The sequence below is a fragment of the Azospirillum sp. TSO22-1 genome (genome assembly GCF_003116015.1).
Taxonomy (GTDB): domain Bacteria; phylum Pseudomonadota; class Alphaproteobacteria; order Azospirillales; family Azospirillaceae; genus Azospirillum.
This window is the reverse complement of record NZ_LGQZ01000076.1, coordinates 65,265-83,584: the sequence shown is the minus strand read 5'-3', so window position 1 is coordinate 83,584 and position 18,320 is coordinate 65,265. Positions and strand designations below refer to the sequence as shown.

The following is an 18,320-nucleotide window of genomic DNA, read 5'->3' as shown; positions in this document are numbered from 1 at the left end:
CCCATGACGACGAAACGCCGCGGACGACCCTGCAAACCCCGCCCGGTGTCGCGCGTGCCGCAGCTCGACGCCTTCCTCGACATGCTGATGGCCGAGCGCGGGGCGGCGCTCAACACCCGGCAGGCCTACGAGCGCGATCTGACGGACGCGGCGCTGTGGCTGGCGCAGCGCGGCGTCACGCTGGACCGTGCCGGCACCGACGATTTGCGCGGCTACCTCGCGCATTTGCAGGCCAAGGAGGGGGCGGCGCCGCGCACGGTGGCGCGGCGGCTGTCGGCGCTGCGGCAGTTCTTCCGCTTCCTGGTGTCGGAGGGGCGGCGGGCCGACGACCCGGCCTCGGCGCTCGACAGCCCGAAGCAGGGCCGGCCACTGCCCAAGATCCTCTCCGAGGCGGAGGTGGAGCGCATGCTCGACACCGCCCGCGCCCGCGGCGGGCCGGACGGCGGGCGGCTGGTGACGCTGCTGGAGGTGCTGTACGCCACCGGGCTGCGCGTATCGGAGCTGGTGGGGCTGCCGCTGTCGGCCATCCTGCGCGACGGGCGCGGCCTGATCGTGCGCGGCAAGGGCGGCAAGGAGCGCATGGTGCCGCTCTCCGACCCGGCGCGCGCGGCGATCGCCGCCTACCTGCCTCTGCGCGCGGCCTTCCTGCTGCCCGAGCGCGAGGCGGTGCAGGCGCGCTTCCTGTTCCCGTCGCGCACCTCGGCCGAGGGCTACCTGACGCGGCAGCGCTTCGCGCAGATCCTCAAGGACCTCGCCATCGAGGCAGGGATCGACCCGGAGAAGGTCAGCCCGCACGTGCTGCGCCATGCCTTCGCCACGCACCTGCTGGACCACGGCGCCGACCTGCGCTCGGTGCAGAAGATGCTGGGCCACGCGGACATCGCCACCACGCAGATCTACACCCACGTGGTGGCGGACCGTCTGCGCAAGGTCGTCACCGAACACCACCCGCTGGCGAAGAAGCGGGCGGTGAAGGAAGAGACCTGAGCGCGCGTCAGCGCTTCAGCCCGTTGCCGTAGCGGCGGCAGTCGTACTGGTCCGTCCCGCGCTCGGCGTTGCCGCCGTTCGAGGTGTTGTAGGACGGGTCGTCGCACCGGCCGTTGTGGGCGTACGGACCGCCGCCCTGGCGGGTGCGATAGCTGTAGTCGTCGTAGCTGCTGCCCGAGCTGCCGAACAGGCCGCCGCCGCGGCCGTAACTGTTGCTGGTTTCATTGCAGGCGACGAGCGTCAGCGGCACCGCGATGATCGCGGCTGCGCGAAGTGCGGTCTTCATGGTCGTTTCCTTCTCATTGTGCGGGGAGAGCCCCGTCCTCGATCCCTCAACAGGCGAAGGCCGCGTGGAATTCCCTCGCGGCGTGCAGACCGGCCGGGCGCGACCAAACGCCCGCGACGGGTGTGCCGCGGCTGTGCTATAGCGGCTGCAAAGGTGCGCGCCGAAGCGCGGCAGCGTTCATGGAGGGGAAACCGCTATGGCAACCACGATCTCCGGGCTCGAGATCCTCGGCCCCGTCAAGCCGGGCTACGAGGAGATCCTGACGCCCGAGGCGCTGGCCTTCATCGCCGAGCTGGAGGGCCGCTTCGGCCCCGAGCGCGAGCGCCTGCTGGATGTCCGCCGCAAGCGCCAGGCCCTCATCGACGCCGGCGAGACACCCGACTTCCTGCCCGAGACCAAGGCGATCCGCGCCGCCGACTGGAAGATCGCGCCGCTGCCGCACGACCTGCTGGACCGTCGCGTGGAGATCACCGGGCCGGTCGACCGCAAGATGGTCATCAACGCGCTGAACTCCGGCGCGAAGGTGTTCATGGCCGACTTCGAGGACGCCAACACCCCCTCCTGGTCCAACCAGATCGAGGGGCAGATCAACGTCCGCGACGCGGTGCGCCGCACCATCACCTTCCAGGACCCGGCGACCGGCAAGGCCTACGCGCTGAACCCGAAGACCGCGGTGCTCAAGGTGCGCCCGCGCGGCTGGCACATGGAGGAACGCCATGTCCGCTACGAGGGGCAGCCGATCTCCGCCGCGCTGTTCGACTTCGGCCTGTACGTCTTCCACAACGCCAGGGAACTGCTGGCGCGGCACAGCGGCCCGTACTTCTACCTGCCGAAGCTGGAGAGCCATTTCGAGGCGCGGCTGTGGCGCGAGGTGTTCGTGGTGGCGGAGGACTGGCTCGGCCTGCCGCACGGCACCATCAAGGCCACGGTGCTGATCGAGACGATCCTCGCCGCGTTCGAGATGGACGAGATCCTCTACGAGCTGCGCGACCACTCGGCCGGCCTGAACTGCGGGCGCTGGGACTATATCTTCAGCGCCATCAAGAAGTTCCGCAACGACCCGGCGGCGGTGATGCCCGACCGCTCCGAGGTCACCATGGCGACGCATTTCCTGCAGTCCTACAGCCTGCTGGCGATCAGGACGTGCCACCGCCGTGGCGCCCCGGCCATCGGCGGCATGGCCGCCTACATCCCGGTGAAGAACGACCTGGAGGCCAACGAGGTGGCCTTCTCCCGCGTGCGCGCCGACAAGGAGCGCGAGGCCTCCAACGGCCACGACGGCACCTGGGTGGCGCACCCGGGCCTCGTCCCGGTGGCGCAGGAGGTGTTCGACGCCTACATGCCCGGCCCCAACCAGATCGAGCGCAAGCGCGCCGACGTGGCGGTGACGGCGGCCGACCTGCTCCAGGTTCCCGAGGGTCCGAAGACCGAGAAGGGCCTGCGCCTGAACGTGGCAGTCGGCATCGGCTACATCGAGGCGTGGCTGCGCGGCCTGGGCTGCGTGCCGCTGTTCAACCTGATGGAGGACGCTGCGACGGCGGAGATCAGCCGCTCCCAGGTCTGGCAGTGGGTGCGGCACGGCGCGTCGCTGGACGACGGCCGGGCGGTGACGCTGGAACTGGTCGACGCGGTGATCGCCGAGGAGCTGGTGGCCTGGAAGGGCCGGCTGGGCGCGGCGGCCTACGATGCGGGCAAATGGGCCGAGGCTGCGGCGCTGTTCCGCGATCTGGTGGCGCGGACGGACTTCGTGGAGTTCCTGACGCTGCCGGCCTACGACCGCATCGTGGCGGACGGCGCGTGACGTTGTCCGGCGTTGGGCCTCCGGAGTTCGACGCCGCGTTCCGCGAGCGGCTGATCGAGCTGTTCCGCTGGCGCCGCGACGTGCGGCGCTTCCGCACCGACCCGCTGGCGGCTGGGCTGCTGGACGCGCTGATCGACGCTGCCTGCCTCGCCCCCTCGGTGGGGTTCAGCCAGCCCTGGCGCTTCGTCACGGTGGATGGGCCGGCGCGGCGCGACGCGGTGCGCGCCAGCTTCACCGCGTGCAACGAGGCGGCGCTGGGCGGCTACAAGGGCGAGCGGGCGGAACTGTACGCGAAGCTCAAGCTGGAGGGGCTGACCGACGCGCCGGTGCAGCTGGCGGTGTTCTGCGACGAGGGGACGGACGCCGGCCACGGCCTGGGCAGCCGCACCATGCCGGAGATGCTGCGCTATTCGGTGGTGGCCGCGGTGCAGACGCTGTGGCTGACCGCGCGGGCGCACGGGGTGGGGGTGGGCTGGGTGTCGATCCTCGACCCCGACGCGGTGACCCGCGCGTTGGAGGTGCCGGACGGCTGGCGGCTGGTCGCCTACCTGTGCATCGGCTACCCGGTCGAGGCGTTGCCGGAACCGGAGCTGCAGCGGGCGGGATGGCAGGCGCCGGACCCGGAGGCGCGGCGGGTGTGGACGCGATGAGGCAGGCGATAGGAGATATCTGTTATACTCGCCGTAACCCACACGCTTTTCGGTGCCGGGCATGGATCGCAACGCTGCCGACTATGATCTGGACTTCTACGGCTGGACGCAGGAGCAGGCCGGGCTGCTGCGCGCCGGCAAGCTGTCGGAAGTCGACGCCGGGAACCTGGCCGAGGAGATCGAGAGCATGGGCCGGAGCGAGGCCGACCGGCTCCGCAGCTGCCTGCGGCTGATCCTCCTGCACCTGCTCAAGGGGCAGGAACAGCCCGAGCGCCGCTCCAAGAGCTGGCGCAACAGCATCCAGCGCGAGCGCGACAACGCCGCCCTGGTGCTGGAGGAAAATCCCAGCCTCAAGCCCAAGCTGTCGGCCCTCTTCGCCAAGGCCTACCAGCTCGCCCGCCGCGAGGCCGCCCGCGAGACCGACCTGCCGGCCGATCGCTTTCCCGAGGACAGCCCCTTCACCCCGGAGCAGACGCTGGACGCCGATTTCCCGGAGGGGCTGGAGGACTGGGGGCGGGAGGAGGCGTAGGTCACACCTGGAACTCCGGGTCCACCGGCACCTGCATGGCGGTGGCCAGCGCGTTGGTCTGCATCGCCATGCCGACCACGGCCAGGAAGTCCTGGTACTGCGCCTCGGTCATGCCCTTCGCCCTGGCGGCGGCGGTGTGCGAGTGGACGCAGTAGCTGCACGAATTGGCCGTCGACACTGCGAGATAGATCAGCTCCTTGGTCACCGGATCCAGCGCGGACGGCGCCACCATCACCTGCTTCAGCCGCGCCCAGGTGGCCTCCAGCAGCTCCGGCTGGCCGGCCAGCGCCCGCCACATGTTGTTGACGAAGTCGGTCTTCCGGGTCGCCCGGATGTCGTCGAACACCGCCTTGACGCGCGGGTTCGTCTCGACATCCGCGTCGGTCCAGATCTTCACCGCTGACATCGCTGGCTCCTCTCCGGTGGGTGTCCGCCGACGATACCGCACCGGAACCGGCGGGGCGACCGCCTACTCGGCCGCCCGCCGCTTCGCCGCGTGGTAGGCGCCGGTGCCGCGATGGTACACCCGGTCGGTCGGCAGCACGGCGCCCGGCTCGTAGGGCGGCCGGCCGGCCAGCTGCCGGTACAGCGGCGTCAGGTCCTGCGTCGTCTCGGCGAACAGGCGGTCGTAGCTGTCGATGACGAAGTAGGTCTCCTGGTAGTCGTCGATGCGGTAGTGCGTGTTCATCACCCGCCTGAGGTCGAAGCCGATGCGGTTCGGCGACGGATCCTCCAGGCACCAGATCGACTCGCCCTTCGAGGACGCGATGCCGGCGCCGTAGATGCGCAGCCCGTCGGGGGTGTCGATCAGCCCGAACTCCACCGTGTACCAGTACAGCCGGCCGAGATAGTCGAGGAACCCCAGGTCCTTGGCCTTCAGCCCGGCGGCGCCGTAGGCCGCCATGTAGTCGGCGAACACCGGGTTCATCAGCAGCGGCACGTGGCCGAACAGGTCGTGGAAGAGGTCCGGCTCCTCCAAATAGTCCATCTGCTCGGGCGTGCGGATCCAGCGGGTGACCGGGAAGCGGCGGTTGGCGAGGTGCTCGAAGAAGATCTCCCCCGGCACCAGCCCCGGCACCGCGACGATGGTCCAGCCGGTGACCGGCATCAGCATCTCGGTCAGCCGCTCGAAGCGCGGGATGCCCTCGGCGGTCATCTCCAGCGCCCGCATGGCCTCGACCAGCTCGGGCACGGCGCGGCCTTGCAGGATCTCCTCCTGCCGGCGGAACAGCGTGCGCCAGATGGCGTGCTCCTCGGGCGTGTAGGCGTCCCAGTCCTGGTCGATGGTGTAGTCGGGGCGGGTCCCCGGCGGCGCGGTCGCGACCATGGCTCGTCTCCCCTTTTCCATAACAGTGGTGTGGAACAGGGGCGGGCGCCAGGGAGTCGCGGCGGAGTACGCCGATGGTCGCTAGAGATTGCCCAGGCGTACCGCCAGCGGCCAGCGGATGGCGCGCGGCGCGTCCGGGTCGCCCCACGCCGCCGCCAGCTCCGGCACGAAGCCATCCAGCGGGTTGGCTCCGGTCGCCTTGAGCGCCGCCTTCACCGCCGACCAGGTGCCCAGGTAGCCGACCACCTGCGCCAGGGTCCACGGCATCTCCATGGCGAGCGGCGGCACCGGGCGCTCCGGCACCGGGAAGGGCAGGGAGCGGTAGCCGTTGTCGACGTGCGCCCGCTCCGGCGGCCACCAGCGGCCGATGGTGTCGTCGTGGAAGGTGCGCAGCAGGGCGCCGACCTCGCCGTCCGCCTCCAGCACGCCGTAACTGACCAGGGCGAGCGCGGCGCCGGGGCGGGCGACGCGCTTCGCCTCGGCGTAGAAGGCCGGCAGGTCGAACCAGTGCGCCGCCTGGGCGGCGACGATCAGGTGGGCGCAGGCGTTGGGCAGGCCGCTGTGCTCGGCCGGGGCGACGCGGTACTCGACGGCGTCGTGCGGCACGGCTTGAGCGATCTGCGTGGAGCTGGCGTCGGTGGCGACGACGCGGGTGAAACGGGCCGCCAGGTCGCCCGACAGCTGCCCGTTGCCGCAGCCGGCGTCCCAGGCGAGGCCGCGGCCGGGGGCGGCGTCGGCCAGCACATCCACCAGCGCCGCCGGGTACAGCGGGCGGAAGGCGCGGTAGTCGCCGGCGTGGCCGGAGAAATGGTCCTTGAACGCGCTGGTCATCGCGGGGCCTTCCGTTGCGGGGCGCCATGGTAGCAACGGAGCGGCGTTCTAGGCTATGGCGCTGCGGTGCGGCGCGTGGTAGGTAGCCCGGTCCCGAGCAGACCCCGCGAAATCCCCCGACATGCAGACCTTTCTGGAATTCGAAAAGCCGATCGCCGAACTCGAAGGCAAGATCGAGGAACTGCGGCACCTGACCGACGCCGGCGAGCTGAACATCGCCGACGAGGTCGGCAAGCTTCAGGTCAAGGTCGACAAGCTGCTGCGCTCGACCTACGCCAAGCTGACCGCGGCGCAGAAGGTGCAGGTGGCGCGCCATCCGAGCCGGCCGCACTGCCTGGACTACGTGGAGGGCCTGATCGAGGACTTCACGCCGCTGGCCGGCGACCGCCACTTCGCCGAGGACGCCGCGGTGGTCGGCGGCCTGGGCCGCTTCCGCGGCCGGTCCGTCGTGGTGATCGGCCAGGAGAAGGGCCACGACACCGAGTCGCGCGTGCGCCACAACTTCGGCATGGCCAAGCCCGAGGGCTACCGCAAGGCGCAGCGCCTGATGCAGATGGCCGAGCGCTTCAGCCTGCCGGTGGTCTCGCTGGTCGACACTGCCGGCGCCTTCCCCGGCGTCCAGGCCGAGGAGCGCGGCCAGGCCGAGGCCATCGCCAAGAGCATCGAGACCTGCCTGCGCATCGGCGTGCCGCTGGTCAGCGCGGTGATCGGCGAGGGCGGTTCGGGCGGCGCCATCGCCATCGCGACGGCCGACCGCGTGCTGATGCTGGAGCACGCCATCTACTCGGTGATCTCGCCGGAGGGCTGCGCGTCGATCCTCTGGCGCAGCTCCGACATGGCCGGCGAGGCGGCGACCGCGCTGCGCCTGACCAGCCAGGACCTCAAGGAGCTGGGCGTCATCGACCGCGTGGTGCAGGAGCCGATCGGCGGCGCCCACCGCGCGCCGGACGAGACGGTGACCGCGCTGGGCGACGCCATCGAGGAGTCGCTGCGCGAGCTGGACGGCCAGGACGCCGCCACGCTGCGCCGCCGCCGCCGCGAGAAGTTCCTGGAGATGGGCCAGAAGGGGCTGGGCTGACGCCATGGCGGCGGGGAAGCGCCTCATCGCCACGGCGGCCGGCGTCAACCTCGCCTCGGCGGCGGTCACCGTCGCCCTGTTCGTCCTGCTGGCGCCGCTGATCGCGGCGCCGGAGGGCGTCGTCGCCCTGCAGGCGCGGCTGGCGCTGGCGGCGCGGCTGTCATTGTGGCCGGCGCTGGTGCTGTTCGCCATGGTGGTCGGCGTGATGGCGGTGCGTGGCCGCACCCAGGCCTTCAACCCGATCGAGGACACCGAGAGCCGCGCCTACCGCGTGGCGCAGCGGGCGCTGTCGAACACCGTCGAGCAGACGCTGGTCTTCTTGCCGGCGCTGACGGCGCTGAGCACCCTGCTGCCGGTCGCCAGCCTGGGCGTGCCGTCGCTGGCGACGGCGCTGTTCGTGGCGGGGCGGCTGCTGTTCTGGGCGGGGTACGCCGTGCATCCCTACGCCCGCGCGCCGGGCATGGCGATGACCTTCACGGTCAACCTGATCGTGCTGGGCTGGGCGGTGCTGCTGGCGGTGTGAGGACGCGCGTCGGTTGTGCCATTGACGCATACGATCGCGTGACCTATCTTCTTTGCCGGCCATTACGACAGCGCCGGTCATCCGCAGAAATACCGCAAACTGGGTTTCTGCGTGTCGAAGCTGATTCTGGCATTGCTGGGCGGCGTTCTGGTGGTCGTGTACGGCGTGACCACCGCTCCGGCGGCGTTGCAGATCGGGGCGTCGGCATCGGCGTTGGTGCTCGCGCTGGCACGCAAGGAAACGCCGCCAGCCGGGGCTCCGGCTTGAGGCCTACAGCCACCCTCGCCGCTTGAAGTACCAGACCGGCAGCACGGCCGAGATCAGCATCAGCGCCACGGCCATCGGGTAGCCGAAGACCCTGTCCGTCTCCGGCATCACGTCGAAGTTCATGCCGAAGAAGCTGCTGACCAGCAGCGGCGGGAACAGGATGACGGTCAGCACGCTGACCAGCTTGACGATGTCGTTCTGCCCCACCGTGATGCGGCCCAGCGTGCTGTCCAGCAGCAGGCCGACCTTGCTGGACAGGAAGCGCGCGTACTGGTCCAGCCCGTCCACGTCCTGCAGGATGCCGCGCGCCCAGCGCCGCGCCGCCTTGCGCAGCGCCACGTCGCCCTCGCCGCGCATCAGGAAGTCGAGCATGCGGCGCAGGCTGACCAGGCTCTCGCGGGCCTTGGCCAGCACATGGCCGCACTGCCCCAGCGCCTTCAGCGTGCGGGTGTCGTCGGTCTCCGCGGTGCCCGGGTCGAAGCGGCGGAAGGCGCGGCTGCTCAGCGAGTCCAGCTCGGCGCCGGTGCGGCGCAGGACGCCGGCGGTGCGCTCGACCACCGCCTCCAGCAGCGCCACCAGGATGGCGTCGGGGCTGGTGCCGCCGTAGCCCTGACGCACCGTGCGGCGGCGGAAGGTCAGGAACGGCTGCGCGTCCATGTAGTGGATGGTGGCGAGCCGCCCGCCGGCCACCACGAAGCGCACCGGGGTGAGGCGCGGCGCCTCCGTCTCGGCCAGCGCCAGGACCAGCACGGTCATGTGCACGGCGCCGCTGGCGCGGCGCAGGCGGCTCGACTCCTCGATCTCGGCGATCTGCTCGCGGGTCGGCAGGGCCAGGCCCATCGCCGTCTCGCCCTGCGCCTGTTCCTCGTGCGTCGGCGTCACGAGGTCGAGCCATGCCGTCTCCGCCGGCAGCGGCGCGCCGTGGGCACCGGCGCCCTTGGCCCAGCGCAGGATGCCGCCGTCGTTGACGAAGACGTGCATCATGGCCGGCGGCTCAGACGATGCGGCCGATTCGGCGGGGCTTCAGCGGGTGCGACTCCGCCTTGGGAGCCGCGTCCTTGCCGGACTCCAGGTCGAGCGCGGCGCCCTCCTGCTTGAGCGCCTGCTCGAGCTTGCGGCGGAAGGCGCCGCCGTCGTCGCGCTGGTCCAGGAACTGGGAGACCGCCTGCTTGGCGGTCTCCTGGTCGTAGGGGACCTTGCCGAACGTCGCCAGCTTGGCGCGGTTCAGCACCTTGGGGTCGATGGTCTGCCGCAGCGCCGCCATGCGGCGCAGCAGCTCCTTGCGCAGATCCGCGGACTCGTCGGACATGGGGTAGCCTCCCCGGGCGGTTATTCCCGCCCGATCAGCGTGCCGGCGCCGCCCTCGGTGAAGATCTCCAGCAGCAGCGCGTGCGGCACGCGGCCGTCGAGGATGACGGCGGCATCGACGCCTTGTTCCACCGCCTCGATGCAGGTCTCGATCTTCGGGATCATGCCGCCGGTGGCGGTGCCGTCGGCGATGGCGTTGCGGGCCTCCTCCAGCGACAGGCGCGGGATGAGGTTCTTGTCCTTGTCCAGCACGCCGGCCACGTCGGTCAGCAGGAAGAACCGCGTCGCACCCAAGGCACCGGCGATGGCGCCGGCCGAGGTGTCGGCGTTGATGTTGTAGGTGTCGCCCTGGCGGTCGACGCCCACCGGGGCGACCACCGGGATGATGTCGGCGGCCAGCAGCCCTTCGAGGATCTGCGGGTTGACCTGGTGGGGCTCGCCGACGAAGCCGAGGTCCAGCACCTTCTCGATGTTGCTGTCCGGGTCCCGCTGGGTGCGGCGCAGCTTGCGCGCGATGATCAGCTGGCCGTCCTTGCCCGACACGCCGACGGCGCGGCCGCCGGCCTTGGAGATGGCAGTGACGATCTGCTTGTTGATGGAGCCGGACAGCACCATCTCGACCACCTCGACCGTCTCCTTGTCGGTGACGCGCAGGCCGTCGATGAACTCCGACTTGATCTGCAGGCGCTTCAGCATCTCGCCGATCTGCGGCCCGCCGCCGTGCACCACCACCGGGTTGATGCCAACCTGCTTCAGCAGCACGATGTCGCGGGCGAACAGCTCGGCCAGGTGCTCGTCACCCATGGCGTGGCCGCCGTACTTGATGACGAAGGTGCGCCCGGCGTAGCGGCGCATGTAGGGGAGCGCTTCGGACAGGGTGCGGGCCTTGCCCAGCCACTCTTCGCGGTCGTTCGTCACGGCGGTGCCATCGATGGGGTTGGACGTTGCCGGACTCTTTATCGGAACCGCGCCGCGCTGCCTAGCGCCTTTTGCGGGAACCGGCCGTGCGGCGTACGGTTGGCCCTTCTGACCAAGGATGCCGATCAGGACTGGGACGCTTGCCATGACCGACCGCCGGATGCCCGAGCCCCGCACCCCTTTCACCGACGCCTTCAAGCAGGAGCGCGACGAGCGCCCGCCGCAGACCGGCGAGAAGCTGGGGCCGGGGAGCGCGAAGAAACCAGGGCCCGGACCCGTGGAGGAGACGGGGATCGACAGCCCGAGTTGACGAAGTGATATACTAGTATTGACTCGCGGGGCGCGGGCCGGCAGCATGGAGCCGTCACCCCTTCCACGCGCCCCAGGAGACATGACGATGCAGGACCGCTCCCTCTACGACGCCGTCGCGTGCACCGCCGAGACCGAAGGCGCCGCGGGCGCCATCGACGCGACGCCCGCGCGCCGCCGCGACACGGATCTGGTGAGCGTCTGCATGGCCCGCTGGCCGGGCGGCATTGGTGAGGAACCCCTGTTCACCGACGCCTGATCGGCATCTGGCCGGGCCGTGGCGCCGGGGACAACCCGGAACACGGATTTCACGGATTTCGACACGGATTTTCCGTCCACCCCGCCGCGACAGCACACAGTCGCCGGCATCCGTGCAATCCGTGCTTCAATCCGTGAAATCCGTGTTCCGGGTTGCCACGGGCGCGGATCGCTCACCTCATCCGTTCCAGCGCGAACTCCACCACCGCCGCGGCGTGCAGCTCGGTGGTGTTGAACATCGGGAACTCCGGCCGGTCGGCCTGCTGCACCAGCAGGAAGATCTCCGTGCAGCCGAGGATGACGCCCTCGGCCCCCTGCGCCCTGAGGCCGTCGATGATGCGCAGGTACTCGGCCTTCGACGAGTCCCGCAGGTCGCGGCGCACCAGCTCGTCGAAGATGATGCGGTCGACGACATCCATGTCGGCGGGCGGCGGCACCAGCACCTCGATGCCATAGCGCTCGGTCAGCCAATTGCGCAGGTAGTCCGAGCGCATGGTCGGCATCGTGCCCAGCAGGCCGATGCGCGACAGTCCGGCGCGGCGGATCGCCTCGCCGGTCGGGGCGGCGATGTGGATGAAGGGCGTGGCGCGGCCCGCCATGATCGGCTCGACCACGCGGTGCAGCGTGTTCGACACGCAGAGGATCACGTCCGTCCCGGCGCGTTCCAGAGCGTCCACCTTGCCGGAGAGGTAACGGTGAGCCTCGTCCCAGGCGTCGTTGCGGACGAAGTGCTCGATGTTGCCGAAGTTGACGCTGACGATGACGATCTCGCCGTTGTCCCAGCCGCCCAGGCGGCGGTTCAGCCCGTCGTTCAGCAGGCGGTAGTACTCGCCCGTCGCCTGGTTGCTCATGCCGCCCAGCACGCCGATGGTCGGCTGCGGCAACGGACGGGTGTTGGGCTTCGTCATGGCGTCTCTCCCCAGTGGTGGGCGGGGAGGATGGCGGGTTCGGCGCCGCCCGTCCAGCGTCCGGCGAGCAGCGCCGCGCCGGGTCAGGCGACCCGGTGCCGAGCCTTGACCCGTGCGCGCATCAGGATCTCCTTATCCGAGCAGCGCGCCATATGCTGGGGAAACGGTTCGGCCTCGCCGATCAGGGGGCCGGCCAAGTACTTGAACGCCGCCTTGTCCGTGGCCTCCAGCATCCATGGGCTGCGCACCCCGTCGGCGTAGGGCACGATTCCGGCCCTCCGGCACGCCGCGCCGAACCGTTCGATGTCCTGCCGCATCTTGCCATCGTCGGCGTGGGCGCAGACGTCCAGCCCCGCGGCCTTGACGCCGCCCTGCACGTAGGTCGGCAGGTCGGGCAACTCGCTTCCGGTCCGCGCGATCACGGTCCGGCAACACGTCCGCAGGACGTTCACGATCTCGCTCAGCCGGCCGAAGGGGATCTTCGGCGGGAGGCCGACCAGCTCGAAGGCGAGGAAGGGGATCAGGTACTTTGGCGTGATGCGGAAGAGCTGCCAATATTCGCGCCGGCGCTTCGTGTTGGCCAGCGTCTCGAAATGCACGGGAATGGTCAGCACGAAACGGAAACGGTTCTGGAACAAATCGTTGTAGGTCGCGATTGCCTCGGAATACGTCTTCACATCGAGATCGAGAATGTCATCGTAATTTTCCTGGTCGTAGAGGACGTCATACCCGCGCACCCTGCTGAAGCCGGGCCGCACCAGGAATGCCTCGCAGACGTAGGTGGAGATCACCTGCGCGTAGGCGTCCCACACCGGCCGATACATGAATTCCAGCTCGGCCTTTCCGGTGATGCCGAGCTTCTGCGCCAGTGTCTGGGCCGTGTCGATGCACGGAGGCTCCGCATCGTCGCCCCGGTGGTCGCATCCCGTGCACGCGGTGGCGGCGGACGCTTGCGTGGCGAACGCTTCGAGCAGGTCGCCCAGGCGCTGCGTTTCGACAAGAACCTGTCCATCCAGGTCGATCGTCGCCGTCTTGACCGTGATCGTGCCGGTCTCGCTGCGTCCGAGCAGAAGTTCGTGCAGCTCCGCCTTCACCTTCCCGCAGATCAGCTGTGCGGCGGCCTTGTCCCGACCCGAGAAGACGATCAGGTAGTTCGCGTTGTCGTACTTGATCCAGGCGTCGTTCGGGCCGAGGTGCTTCTTCAACATGCGGGCTGCCAGATCGTGGACCCGTTCGCTGATCAGCGGCCACTTCTCGCCGATCGCCTCCTGGAGCTGGTCGAGACCGAGCAGATGCACGACGCCGGCGGCGACGGACGATTGCGTCTGCAGGATCTGCCGCGCCTTCTGGCGGAAGTCGACACCGTCAAGCGGGGCGTCCTGGCCGGCGTTCGCCGGGGGTTCGGAGGCTGCACTGCGTGGAAGCCCTGAAGCGGGAGATGGTGCGCGCGACATGATTTCGATCCCATGATCCGCAAATATTCATCGCAGACGGCACGGCTCATGGGGGGTATCGTGTGTGAAACTTATTTATAGAACGTGAACGTGCTTGAAGTCATACTCAAGTATGCTTCAGCTGTGAAATATCTTACACGGAAATTTCGAAGGATTGTTTTTTGTCTAAAGTGCGGAATCTGCTATTCCGTAAGGAGTTATTGCATATTACATTGGGAGAGGATCTTAACCGTTCCGGCGCTCCAACCCCAGATTCCTGTTCGCTTCTGCGCCTCTCCCGGCGAGCAGCGTCATCGGCTGGGTCAGCGCGGTGGTGGCGATGGCCATCAGCACCAGGGCGGAGAAGGCGCCGACCGACAGCACCCGCGCGTCCAGCAGGATGGTCAGCACGATGACCTCCATCAGCCCCTTGCATGGCATCAGCGCGCCGAGCCGCCAGGAATCGCCCCAGCTCTCGCCGGACAGCCGGGCCGGCAGCGCGGTGCCCAGCAGCTTGCCGGCGATGGTGACCAGGGTGGCCAGCGCGAACACCGTCCATTGCGCCGGCTCCGACAGGTCGAGCGTCACCTTCAGCCCGGTCAGCGTGAAGAAGAAGGGCAGCAGCACCAGCGTGGCGAAATGCTCCAGCCGGTCGAGGACGGCGGCGGCGAGGCGCTTCGGCATCACCGTGCCGGCGACGAAGGCGCCCAGGATGTAGTGCAGGCCGATGGCCTCGGTCACCGCGGCGGACGCCAGCAGGCCGGCGCAGGTCAGCACGATGGCGGTGTCGCCCACCTCGTCGCCCGGCGCGACGCGGGCGAACAGGCGCTCCAGCAGCGGCTTGGCGACGAAGGCGGAGACCGCGAGGTAGCCGGCGCCGAGCGCCAGCACCCAGGTCACCTCCTCGCCGCCGCGGCCCGAGGCCCAGGCCAGCACCGCCGTCACCAGCACCCACAGCGCCGCGTCGTTGACCGCCGCGTAGCCGAGCGCCAGACGGCCGACGCGCTGCTCGATCAGCCCCATCTCGCGCAGGATGGCGCCCAGCACCGGCAGCGCGGTGACGCCCAGGCAGACGCCGAAGCCGACGGCGAACAATGCGGGCGAGGCGGCGGGACCGGCCATGCCCGGCAGCGCGCCGGCGATCCACCAGCCCAGGCCCGTGCCGAGCAGCGTCGGCACCACGAGGCTGGACAGGCTGACCGCCACGAAGGCGCGGCTTTTGCCGCGGAACTCGGTGACGTCCAGGTGCAGGCCGGTCAGGAAGGCGAACAGCACCACCGCCAGCCAGGACAGGCCGGACAGCGGCGCCAGGATCTTCGGCGCGAACAGCGCTTCCCATAGGTTCGGGGCCACCCACCCGAGCAGCGAGGGGCCGAGCGCCACGCCGAACAGGATCTGGATCACCACCATCGGCGCCACCCGGCGGATGCCGCTGAGGCGCCACAGCAGGAACGGCACCGCGATCAGCAGGATCGCCTGCACCAGGAAGAGCAGGGCCGGCGTGACCTCGACGCGCATGGCCGGGTCAGTATTCGGTCAGCTTGGCGAGGCTGGCGCGCAGCTCGGCGATGCCCAGGCCCTTGTCGGAGCTGGTGACGTGCACCTCCGGGAAGGCGGCGGGGTGCTTCTTCAGCGCGGCGAGGGTCTGGATGCGGATGTTCTCCAGCGCCTGCGGCTTCACCTTGTCGGCCTTGGTCAGCACGATCTGGTAGGGCACGGCGGCCTGATCCAGCATGGTGAGGATCTCCTGGTCGTTGGGCTTCAGCCCGTGCCGGGAGTCGATCAGCACCAGCGCCCGGCGCAGCACCACGCGTCCCTTGAGGAATCGGCGCACCAGCGTGTTCCACGCCTCGACCTTGTCCTTGGCCTCCTTGGCGTAGCCGTAGCCGGGCATGTCGACCAGCCGCAGCCGGCCGCCGAGGTCGAAGAAGTTGAGTTGCTGCGTGCGCCCCGGCGTGTTGGAGGTGCGGGCCAGCGTCCTGCGCCCGGTCAGCGCGTTGATCAGGCTGGACTTGCCGACGTTGGAGCGGCCGGCGAAGGCGACCTCCGGCAGCGTCGCCTCGGGCAGCTGGGACAGCGCGTCGGCGCCCCAGACGAAGTCGCAGGCCTGCGCGAACAGCAGCCGCCCGGCCTCGACCTCCGCGTCGCTGAGGTTGCCGGTGAGGGAGGGGGATTTCGGTTCGGTGTCGGTCATGGGGCCACCAGATAGCAAAAGCCCTTCCCCCCGTGCGAGGAGAAGGGCTTCAGGGAGGTGCTCGTGCGTCAGGCCTTCACGCCGGCCTTGCGCATGATCAGCCACTGCTGGGCGATGGACAGCGTGTTGTTCCAGGCCCAGTAGATCACCAGACCGGCCGGGAAGCTGGCCAGCATGAAGGTGAAGACGATCGGCAGGAACTGGAACATCTTGGCCTGCACCGGGTCGGGCGGGGCCGGGTTCAGCTTCTGCTGGAACCACATGGTGACGCCCATGATGAGCGGCCAGATGCCCAGCATCAGCATGTGCGGCGGATCCCACGGGATCAGGCCGAACAGGTTGAAGATGGTCGTCGGGTCGGGCGCCGACAGGTCGTGGATCCAGCCGAAGAACGGCGCGTGCCGCATCTCGATGGTGACGAACAGCACCTTGTACAGCGCGAAGAACACCGGGATCTGGATCACGATGGGCAGGCAGCCCGCCATCGGGTTGACCTTCTCGCGCTTGTAGAGCGCCATCATCTCCTGCTGCTGGCGGACCTTGTCGTCCTCGAAGCGCTCGCGGATCTTGGTCATCTCAGGCTGGAGCTTCTTCATCTTGCTCATGGCCTGATAGGACTTGTTGGCGAGCGGGAAGAACGCCGCCTTGACGATCACCGTGAAGATCAGGATCGCCACGCCGAAGTTGCCGACCAGCCCGGCGATGATGTCGATCGCGTAGAAGAACGGCTTGGTCAGGAAGTAGAACCAGCCGAAGTCGATGGCGAGGTCGAAGTTGGTGATGTCGTACTGCTTGGCGTAGGCGTCCAGCAGGCGCACCTGCTTGGCGCCGGCGAACAGGCGGGCGGTGTCTTCCGCCGCACCGCCGGCCGGCACCTCGATCGCCTGGCCCATCAGGTCGACCTGGAAGCGGTCCTGGTTGCCCACGGTGGTGTGGACGAAGCGCGCGGTCTCCGCCGCCTTGGCGTCGGGGATCAGCGAGACCAGCCAATACTTGTCGGTGACGCCGATCCAGCCGCCGGTGGTCGGCTTGCTGATGGTGCCGGCCTTCTTCAGGTCGTCGTACTTGTGCTCGTTCAGCTTGCCGTCGAAGACGCCCAGCGGGCCCTCGTGCAGGATGTAGTAGCCCTCGGTGTGCGGCGTGCCGTGGCGCGAGACGAGGCTGTAGGGCAGCAGCTTCACCGGGGCGCCGGTGGTGTTGCGCACCTTCTGGGTGACGGTGAACATGTACTGCTTGTCCACCGCGATGGTGCGCTCGAACACCAGGCCCTTGCCGTTGTCCCAGGTCAGCGTCACCGGCTTGTCCGGGCCCAGCGTCTGGCCGGCGGCCGTCCACATGGTGTCGGCGGCGGGGACGGGCAGCGAGCGGTCCTCCGGCACCCAGCCGAACTCGGCGTAATAGGCGTTGGGCGCGCCGGCCGGGGCGAGCAGCGCGATCTCCGGGCTGCCGCGGTCGGGCGTCGCGTGGTAGTCGGCCAGCTTCAGGTCGTCGATTCGCCCGCCCACCAGGTTGATCGAGCCGTGCAGCGCCGGCGTGTCGATCTTGATGCGGCTGCCGGCCTGCTCGGCGAGGATCTGCGCGGCGTCCTTCGCCACCTCGGGCTGGGCGGCCGTGGGGGAGGGGACGTTGACCGGCGCCTCCGTCTGCTGCGCCTGCTGCTGGCGCTGCTGCTGCACCTTCGGGCCTTCGTAGAAGTATTGGAAGCCCAGCAGGATGGCGATCGACAGGGCGATCGCGAGGATGAGGTTGCGTTGGTCGGTCATGGCTCCCCGAGAATCTCCAGCGGGCCTATCGAATGGGTGTGCGGCGGTGGTCGAAACGGTTCAGTGCTGGTGATGCGCCCCGCCGCACCCGTGCGGCTTGGTGCGGCGGTCCTCCCCCGGCTCGGGCACCGGGTCGTAGCCCGAACCGCCCCAGGGATGGCAACGCAGGATCCTCCGGCCGGCCAGCAGGCTGCCCCGGATCGCCCCGTGCTTAGATAGCGCGTCCAGCGCGTAGTTGGAACAGGTCGGAAGAAATCGGCAGTGCCGGCCGATGAACGCCGACAGCGTGTACTGGTAGACGACGACCAGCCCGTACAGCACGCGGGCGAGCGGGCTCATGGTCGTATCTCCGGATTCGGTTCTTTTTCGCTGCGCCAGACGCCCAGGCGCTTCAGCCCGGAGGTGAGGTCGTTCAGCAGGTCGGTCCAGGGGCGGTCCGGCGTCTCGCCGCGCGCCACCAGGACGAGGTCGAAGCCCGGCAACGCGTTGGCGGGCAGCAGGAGCCGCGCCGCCTCGCGCAGGCGGCGGCGGGCGCGGTTTCGCTTCACGGCGTTGCCGACCTTGCGGCTCGCCGTCAGGCCAACACGAAGCAACGGCTCGCCGGGAGCGGGCCGTTGGCGGTCATCGTGTCGGCGCACCTGCAGGATCAGGCCGGGAGCGACGTGCTTGCGGCGCGCCCCGGCCACGGCCAGGAACTCCGGCCGATTCTTCAGGCGCCCGACCTTGAGGTCCGGCGCCGTCATCGGGCCCTTAGGCGCTCAGGACCTTGCGGCCGCGGGCGCGGCGGCGGGCGAGGACCTTGCGGCCGCCGACCGTGGCCATGCGGGCGCGGAAACCATGGCGGCGCTTGCGCACGAGCTTGCTCGGCTGGAAGGTACGCTTCACGACACTTACTCCGTCAGATCGATCACGGGACAAAACGAGCCCCGCGACCAGGGCGAGGCAAAACG

Annotated in this window: 24 protein-coding genes; 9 read left to right on the top strand and 15 right to left on the bottom strand. The window is 69.5% G+C overall.

The genetic code is table 11. From position 1 onward, the window contains the following. Positions 1-3 precede the first annotated feature (3 nt). The gene (xerD, locus tag TSO221_RS19900) at positions 4-987 is read left to right on the top strand and encodes a site-specific tyrosine recombinase XerD (RefSeq protein WP_109120257.1); all 984 of its coding nucleotides are present in this window, start codon (positions 4-6) and stop codon (positions 985-987) included. 7 nt (positions 988-994) lie between these two features. On the opposite strand, the gene TSO221_RS19895 is transcribed toward xerD, so the two are convergent. Further along, positions 995-1,273: a hypothetical protein gene (locus TSO221_RS19895; RefSeq protein ID WP_109120256.1), complete on the bottom strand. Its 279-nt coding sequence runs from the start codon at positions 1,271-1,273 to the stop codon at positions 995-997. A gap of 196 nt (positions 1,274-1,469) precedes the next feature. Between TSO221_RS19895 and aceB the strand changes: the two genes are divergently transcribed. From aceB to TSO221_RS19880, 3 genes are all read left to right on the top strand, one after another. Further along, positions 1,470-3,074, top strand: coding sequence for a malate synthase A (gene aceB / locus TSO221_RS19890; protein WP_109120255.1), 1,605 nt, complete (start codon positions 1,470-1,472; stop codon positions 3,072-3,074). A 2-nt stretch (positions 3,075-3,076) separates the two neighbouring features. After that, a complete protein-coding gene (gene bluB, locus TSO221_RS19885; protein ID WP_247878145.1) occupies positions 3,077-3,724 on the top strand; it encodes a 5,6-dimethylbenzimidazole synthase in 648 nt (215 codons plus the stop codon). 61 nt (positions 3,725-3,785) lie between these two features. After that, complete coding sequence (locus TSO221_RS19880; protein ID WP_109120253.1) at positions 3,786-4,253, top strand: DUF29 domain-containing protein; 468 nt, start codon at positions 3,786-3,788, stop codon at positions 4,251-4,253. A gap of 1 nt (position 4,254) precedes the next feature. Here the strand turns inward: TSO221_RS19880 and TSO221_RS19875 are convergent, their stop codons facing one another. The 3 genes from TSO221_RS19875 to TSO221_RS19865 form a co-directional block, all read right to left on the bottom strand. Next, positions 4,255-4,659 (bottom strand): carboxymuconolactone decarboxylase family protein, encoded by a 405-nt coding sequence (locus tag TSO221_RS19875; protein ID WP_109120252.1) that lies wholly within the window; start codon positions 4,657-4,659, stop codon positions 4,255-4,257. A 63-nt stretch (positions 4,660-4,722) separates the two neighbouring features. Next, the gene (phhA, locus tag TSO221_RS19870) at positions 4,723-5,580 is read right to left on the bottom strand and encodes a phenylalanine 4-monooxygenase (RefSeq protein ID WP_109120251.1); all 858 of its coding nucleotides are present in this window, start codon (positions 5,578-5,580) and stop codon (positions 4,723-4,725) included. 81 nt (positions 5,581-5,661) lie between these two features. Next, a complete protein-coding gene (locus tag TSO221_RS19865) occupies positions 5,662-6,411 on the bottom strand; it encodes a class I SAM-dependent methyltransferase (protein ID WP_109120250.1) in 750 nt (249 codons plus the stop codon). A 121-nt stretch (positions 6,412-6,532) separates the two neighbouring features. Here TSO221_RS19865 and TSO221_RS19860 point away from each other — a divergent pair, with 121 nt between their 5' ends. The 3 genes from TSO221_RS19860 (at position 6,533) to TSO221_RS35525 (ending at position 8,279) form a co-directional block, all read left to right on the top strand. After that, positions 6,533-7,489: an acetyl-CoA carboxylase carboxyltransferase subunit alpha gene (locus tag TSO221_RS19860; protein WP_109120249.1), complete on the top strand. Its 957-nt coding sequence runs from the start codon at positions 6,533-6,535 to the stop codon at positions 7,487-7,489. Between the two features lie 4 nt (positions 7,490-7,493). Next, entirely contained in the window at positions 7,494-8,012 is a 519-nt protein-coding gene (locus TSO221_RS19855; protein WP_109120248.1) for an MAPEG family protein, read from the top strand. 111 nt (positions 8,013-8,123) lie between these two features. After that, positions 8,124-8,279: a hypothetical protein gene (locus TSO221_RS35525; protein ID WP_158284147.1), complete on the top strand. Its 156-nt coding sequence runs from the start codon at positions 8,124-8,126 to the stop codon at positions 8,277-8,279. A 3-nt stretch (positions 8,280-8,282) separates the two neighbouring features. Here the strand turns inward: TSO221_RS35525 and TSO221_RS19850 are convergent, their stop codons facing one another. Genes TSO221_RS19850 through argB form a run of 3 tightly spaced genes read right to left on the bottom strand, consistent with a single transcriptional unit; the run spans position 8,283 to position 10,505 of the window. Then, positions 8,283-9,263 (bottom strand): magnesium transporter CorA family protein, encoded by a 981-nt coding sequence (locus TSO221_RS19850; RefSeq protein WP_109120247.1) that lies wholly within the window; start codon positions 9,261-9,263, stop codon positions 8,283-8,285. A gap of 10 nt (positions 9,264-9,273) precedes the next feature. Then, on the bottom strand, positions 9,274-9,588 hold the full coding sequence (locus TSO221_RS19845) for a hypothetical protein (protein WP_109120246.1): 315 nt from the start codon (positions 9,586-9,588) through the stop codon (positions 9,274-9,276). Positions 9,589-9,608: 20 nt separating this feature from the next. Further along, complete coding sequence (argB, locus tag TSO221_RS19840; protein ID WP_247878139.1) at positions 9,609-10,505, bottom strand: acetylglutamate kinase; 897 nt, start codon at positions 10,503-10,505, stop codon at positions 9,609-9,611. A gap of 145 nt (positions 10,506-10,650) precedes the next feature. Between argB and TSO221_RS35520 the strand changes: the two genes are divergently transcribed. After that, entirely contained in the window at positions 10,651-10,815 is a 165-nt protein-coding gene (locus tag TSO221_RS35520) for a hypothetical protein (protein WP_158284146.1), read from the top strand. An 81-nt stretch (positions 10,816-10,896) separates the two neighbouring features. After that, positions 10,897-11,073 (top strand): hypothetical protein, encoded by a 177-nt coding sequence (locus TSO221_RS35515; RefSeq protein ID WP_158284145.1) that lies wholly within the window; start codon positions 10,897-10,899, stop codon positions 11,071-11,073. Between the two features lie 172 nt (positions 11,074-11,245). On the opposite strand, the gene TSO221_RS19835 is transcribed toward TSO221_RS35515, so the two are convergent. The 8 genes from TSO221_RS19835 to rpmH all read right to left on the bottom strand — a co-directional run bounded on the left by TSO221_RS19835 (position 11,246) and on the right by rpmH (position 18,255). Continuing rightward, positions 11,246-11,980 carry an amino acid racemase gene (locus TSO221_RS19835; RefSeq protein ID WP_109120245.1) on the bottom strand — a complete coding sequence of 245 codons (735 nt, stop codon included), beginning with the start codon at positions 11,978-11,980 and terminating at the stop codon, positions 11,246-11,248. An 83-nt stretch (positions 11,981-12,063) separates the two neighbouring features. Then, a complete protein-coding gene (locus TSO221_RS19830; protein ID WP_146208854.1) occupies positions 12,064-13,434 on the bottom strand; it encodes a hypothetical protein in 1,371 nt (456 codons plus the stop codon). 225 nt (positions 13,435-13,659) lie between these two features. Beyond that, entirely contained in the window at positions 13,660-14,931 is a 1,272-nt protein-coding gene (locus TSO221_RS19825) for a cation:proton antiporter (protein ID WP_109120243.1), read from the bottom strand. Between the two features lie 7 nt (positions 14,932-14,938). Then, a complete protein-coding gene (gene yihA, locus TSO221_RS19820; RefSeq protein ID WP_109120242.1) occupies positions 14,939-15,607 on the bottom strand; it encodes a ribosome biogenesis GTP-binding protein YihA/YsxC in 669 nt (222 codons plus the stop codon). A 68-nt stretch (positions 15,608-15,675) separates the two neighbouring features. After that, the gene (gene yidC / locus TSO221_RS19815) at positions 15,676-17,370 is read right to left on the bottom strand and encodes a membrane protein insertase YidC (RefSeq protein WP_109120241.1); all 1,695 of its coding nucleotides are present in this window, start codon (positions 17,368-17,370) and stop codon (positions 15,676-15,678) included. 60 nt (positions 17,371-17,430) lie between these two features. Beyond that, positions 17,431-17,709, bottom strand: a complete 279-nt coding sequence (gene yidD / locus TSO221_RS19810; protein ID WP_109120240.1) for a membrane protein insertion efficiency factor YidD — start codon at positions 17,707-17,709, stop codon at positions 17,431-17,433. Next, the gene (gene rnpA / locus TSO221_RS19805) at positions 17,706-18,113 is read right to left on the bottom strand and encodes a ribonuclease P protein component (RefSeq protein ID WP_109120239.1); all 408 of its coding nucleotides are present in this window, start codon (positions 18,111-18,113) and stop codon (positions 17,706-17,708) included. Before rnpA ends, yidD begins: the two co-directional genes overlap by 4 nt. Before the next feature lie 7 nt (positions 18,114-18,120). Beyond that, positions 18,121-18,255, bottom strand: a complete 135-nt coding sequence (gene rpmH, locus TSO221_RS19800; RefSeq protein ID WP_109120238.1) for a 50S ribosomal protein L34 — start codon at positions 18,253-18,255, stop codon at positions 18,121-18,123. Between the last annotated feature and the right edge of the window lie 65 nt (positions 18,256-18,320).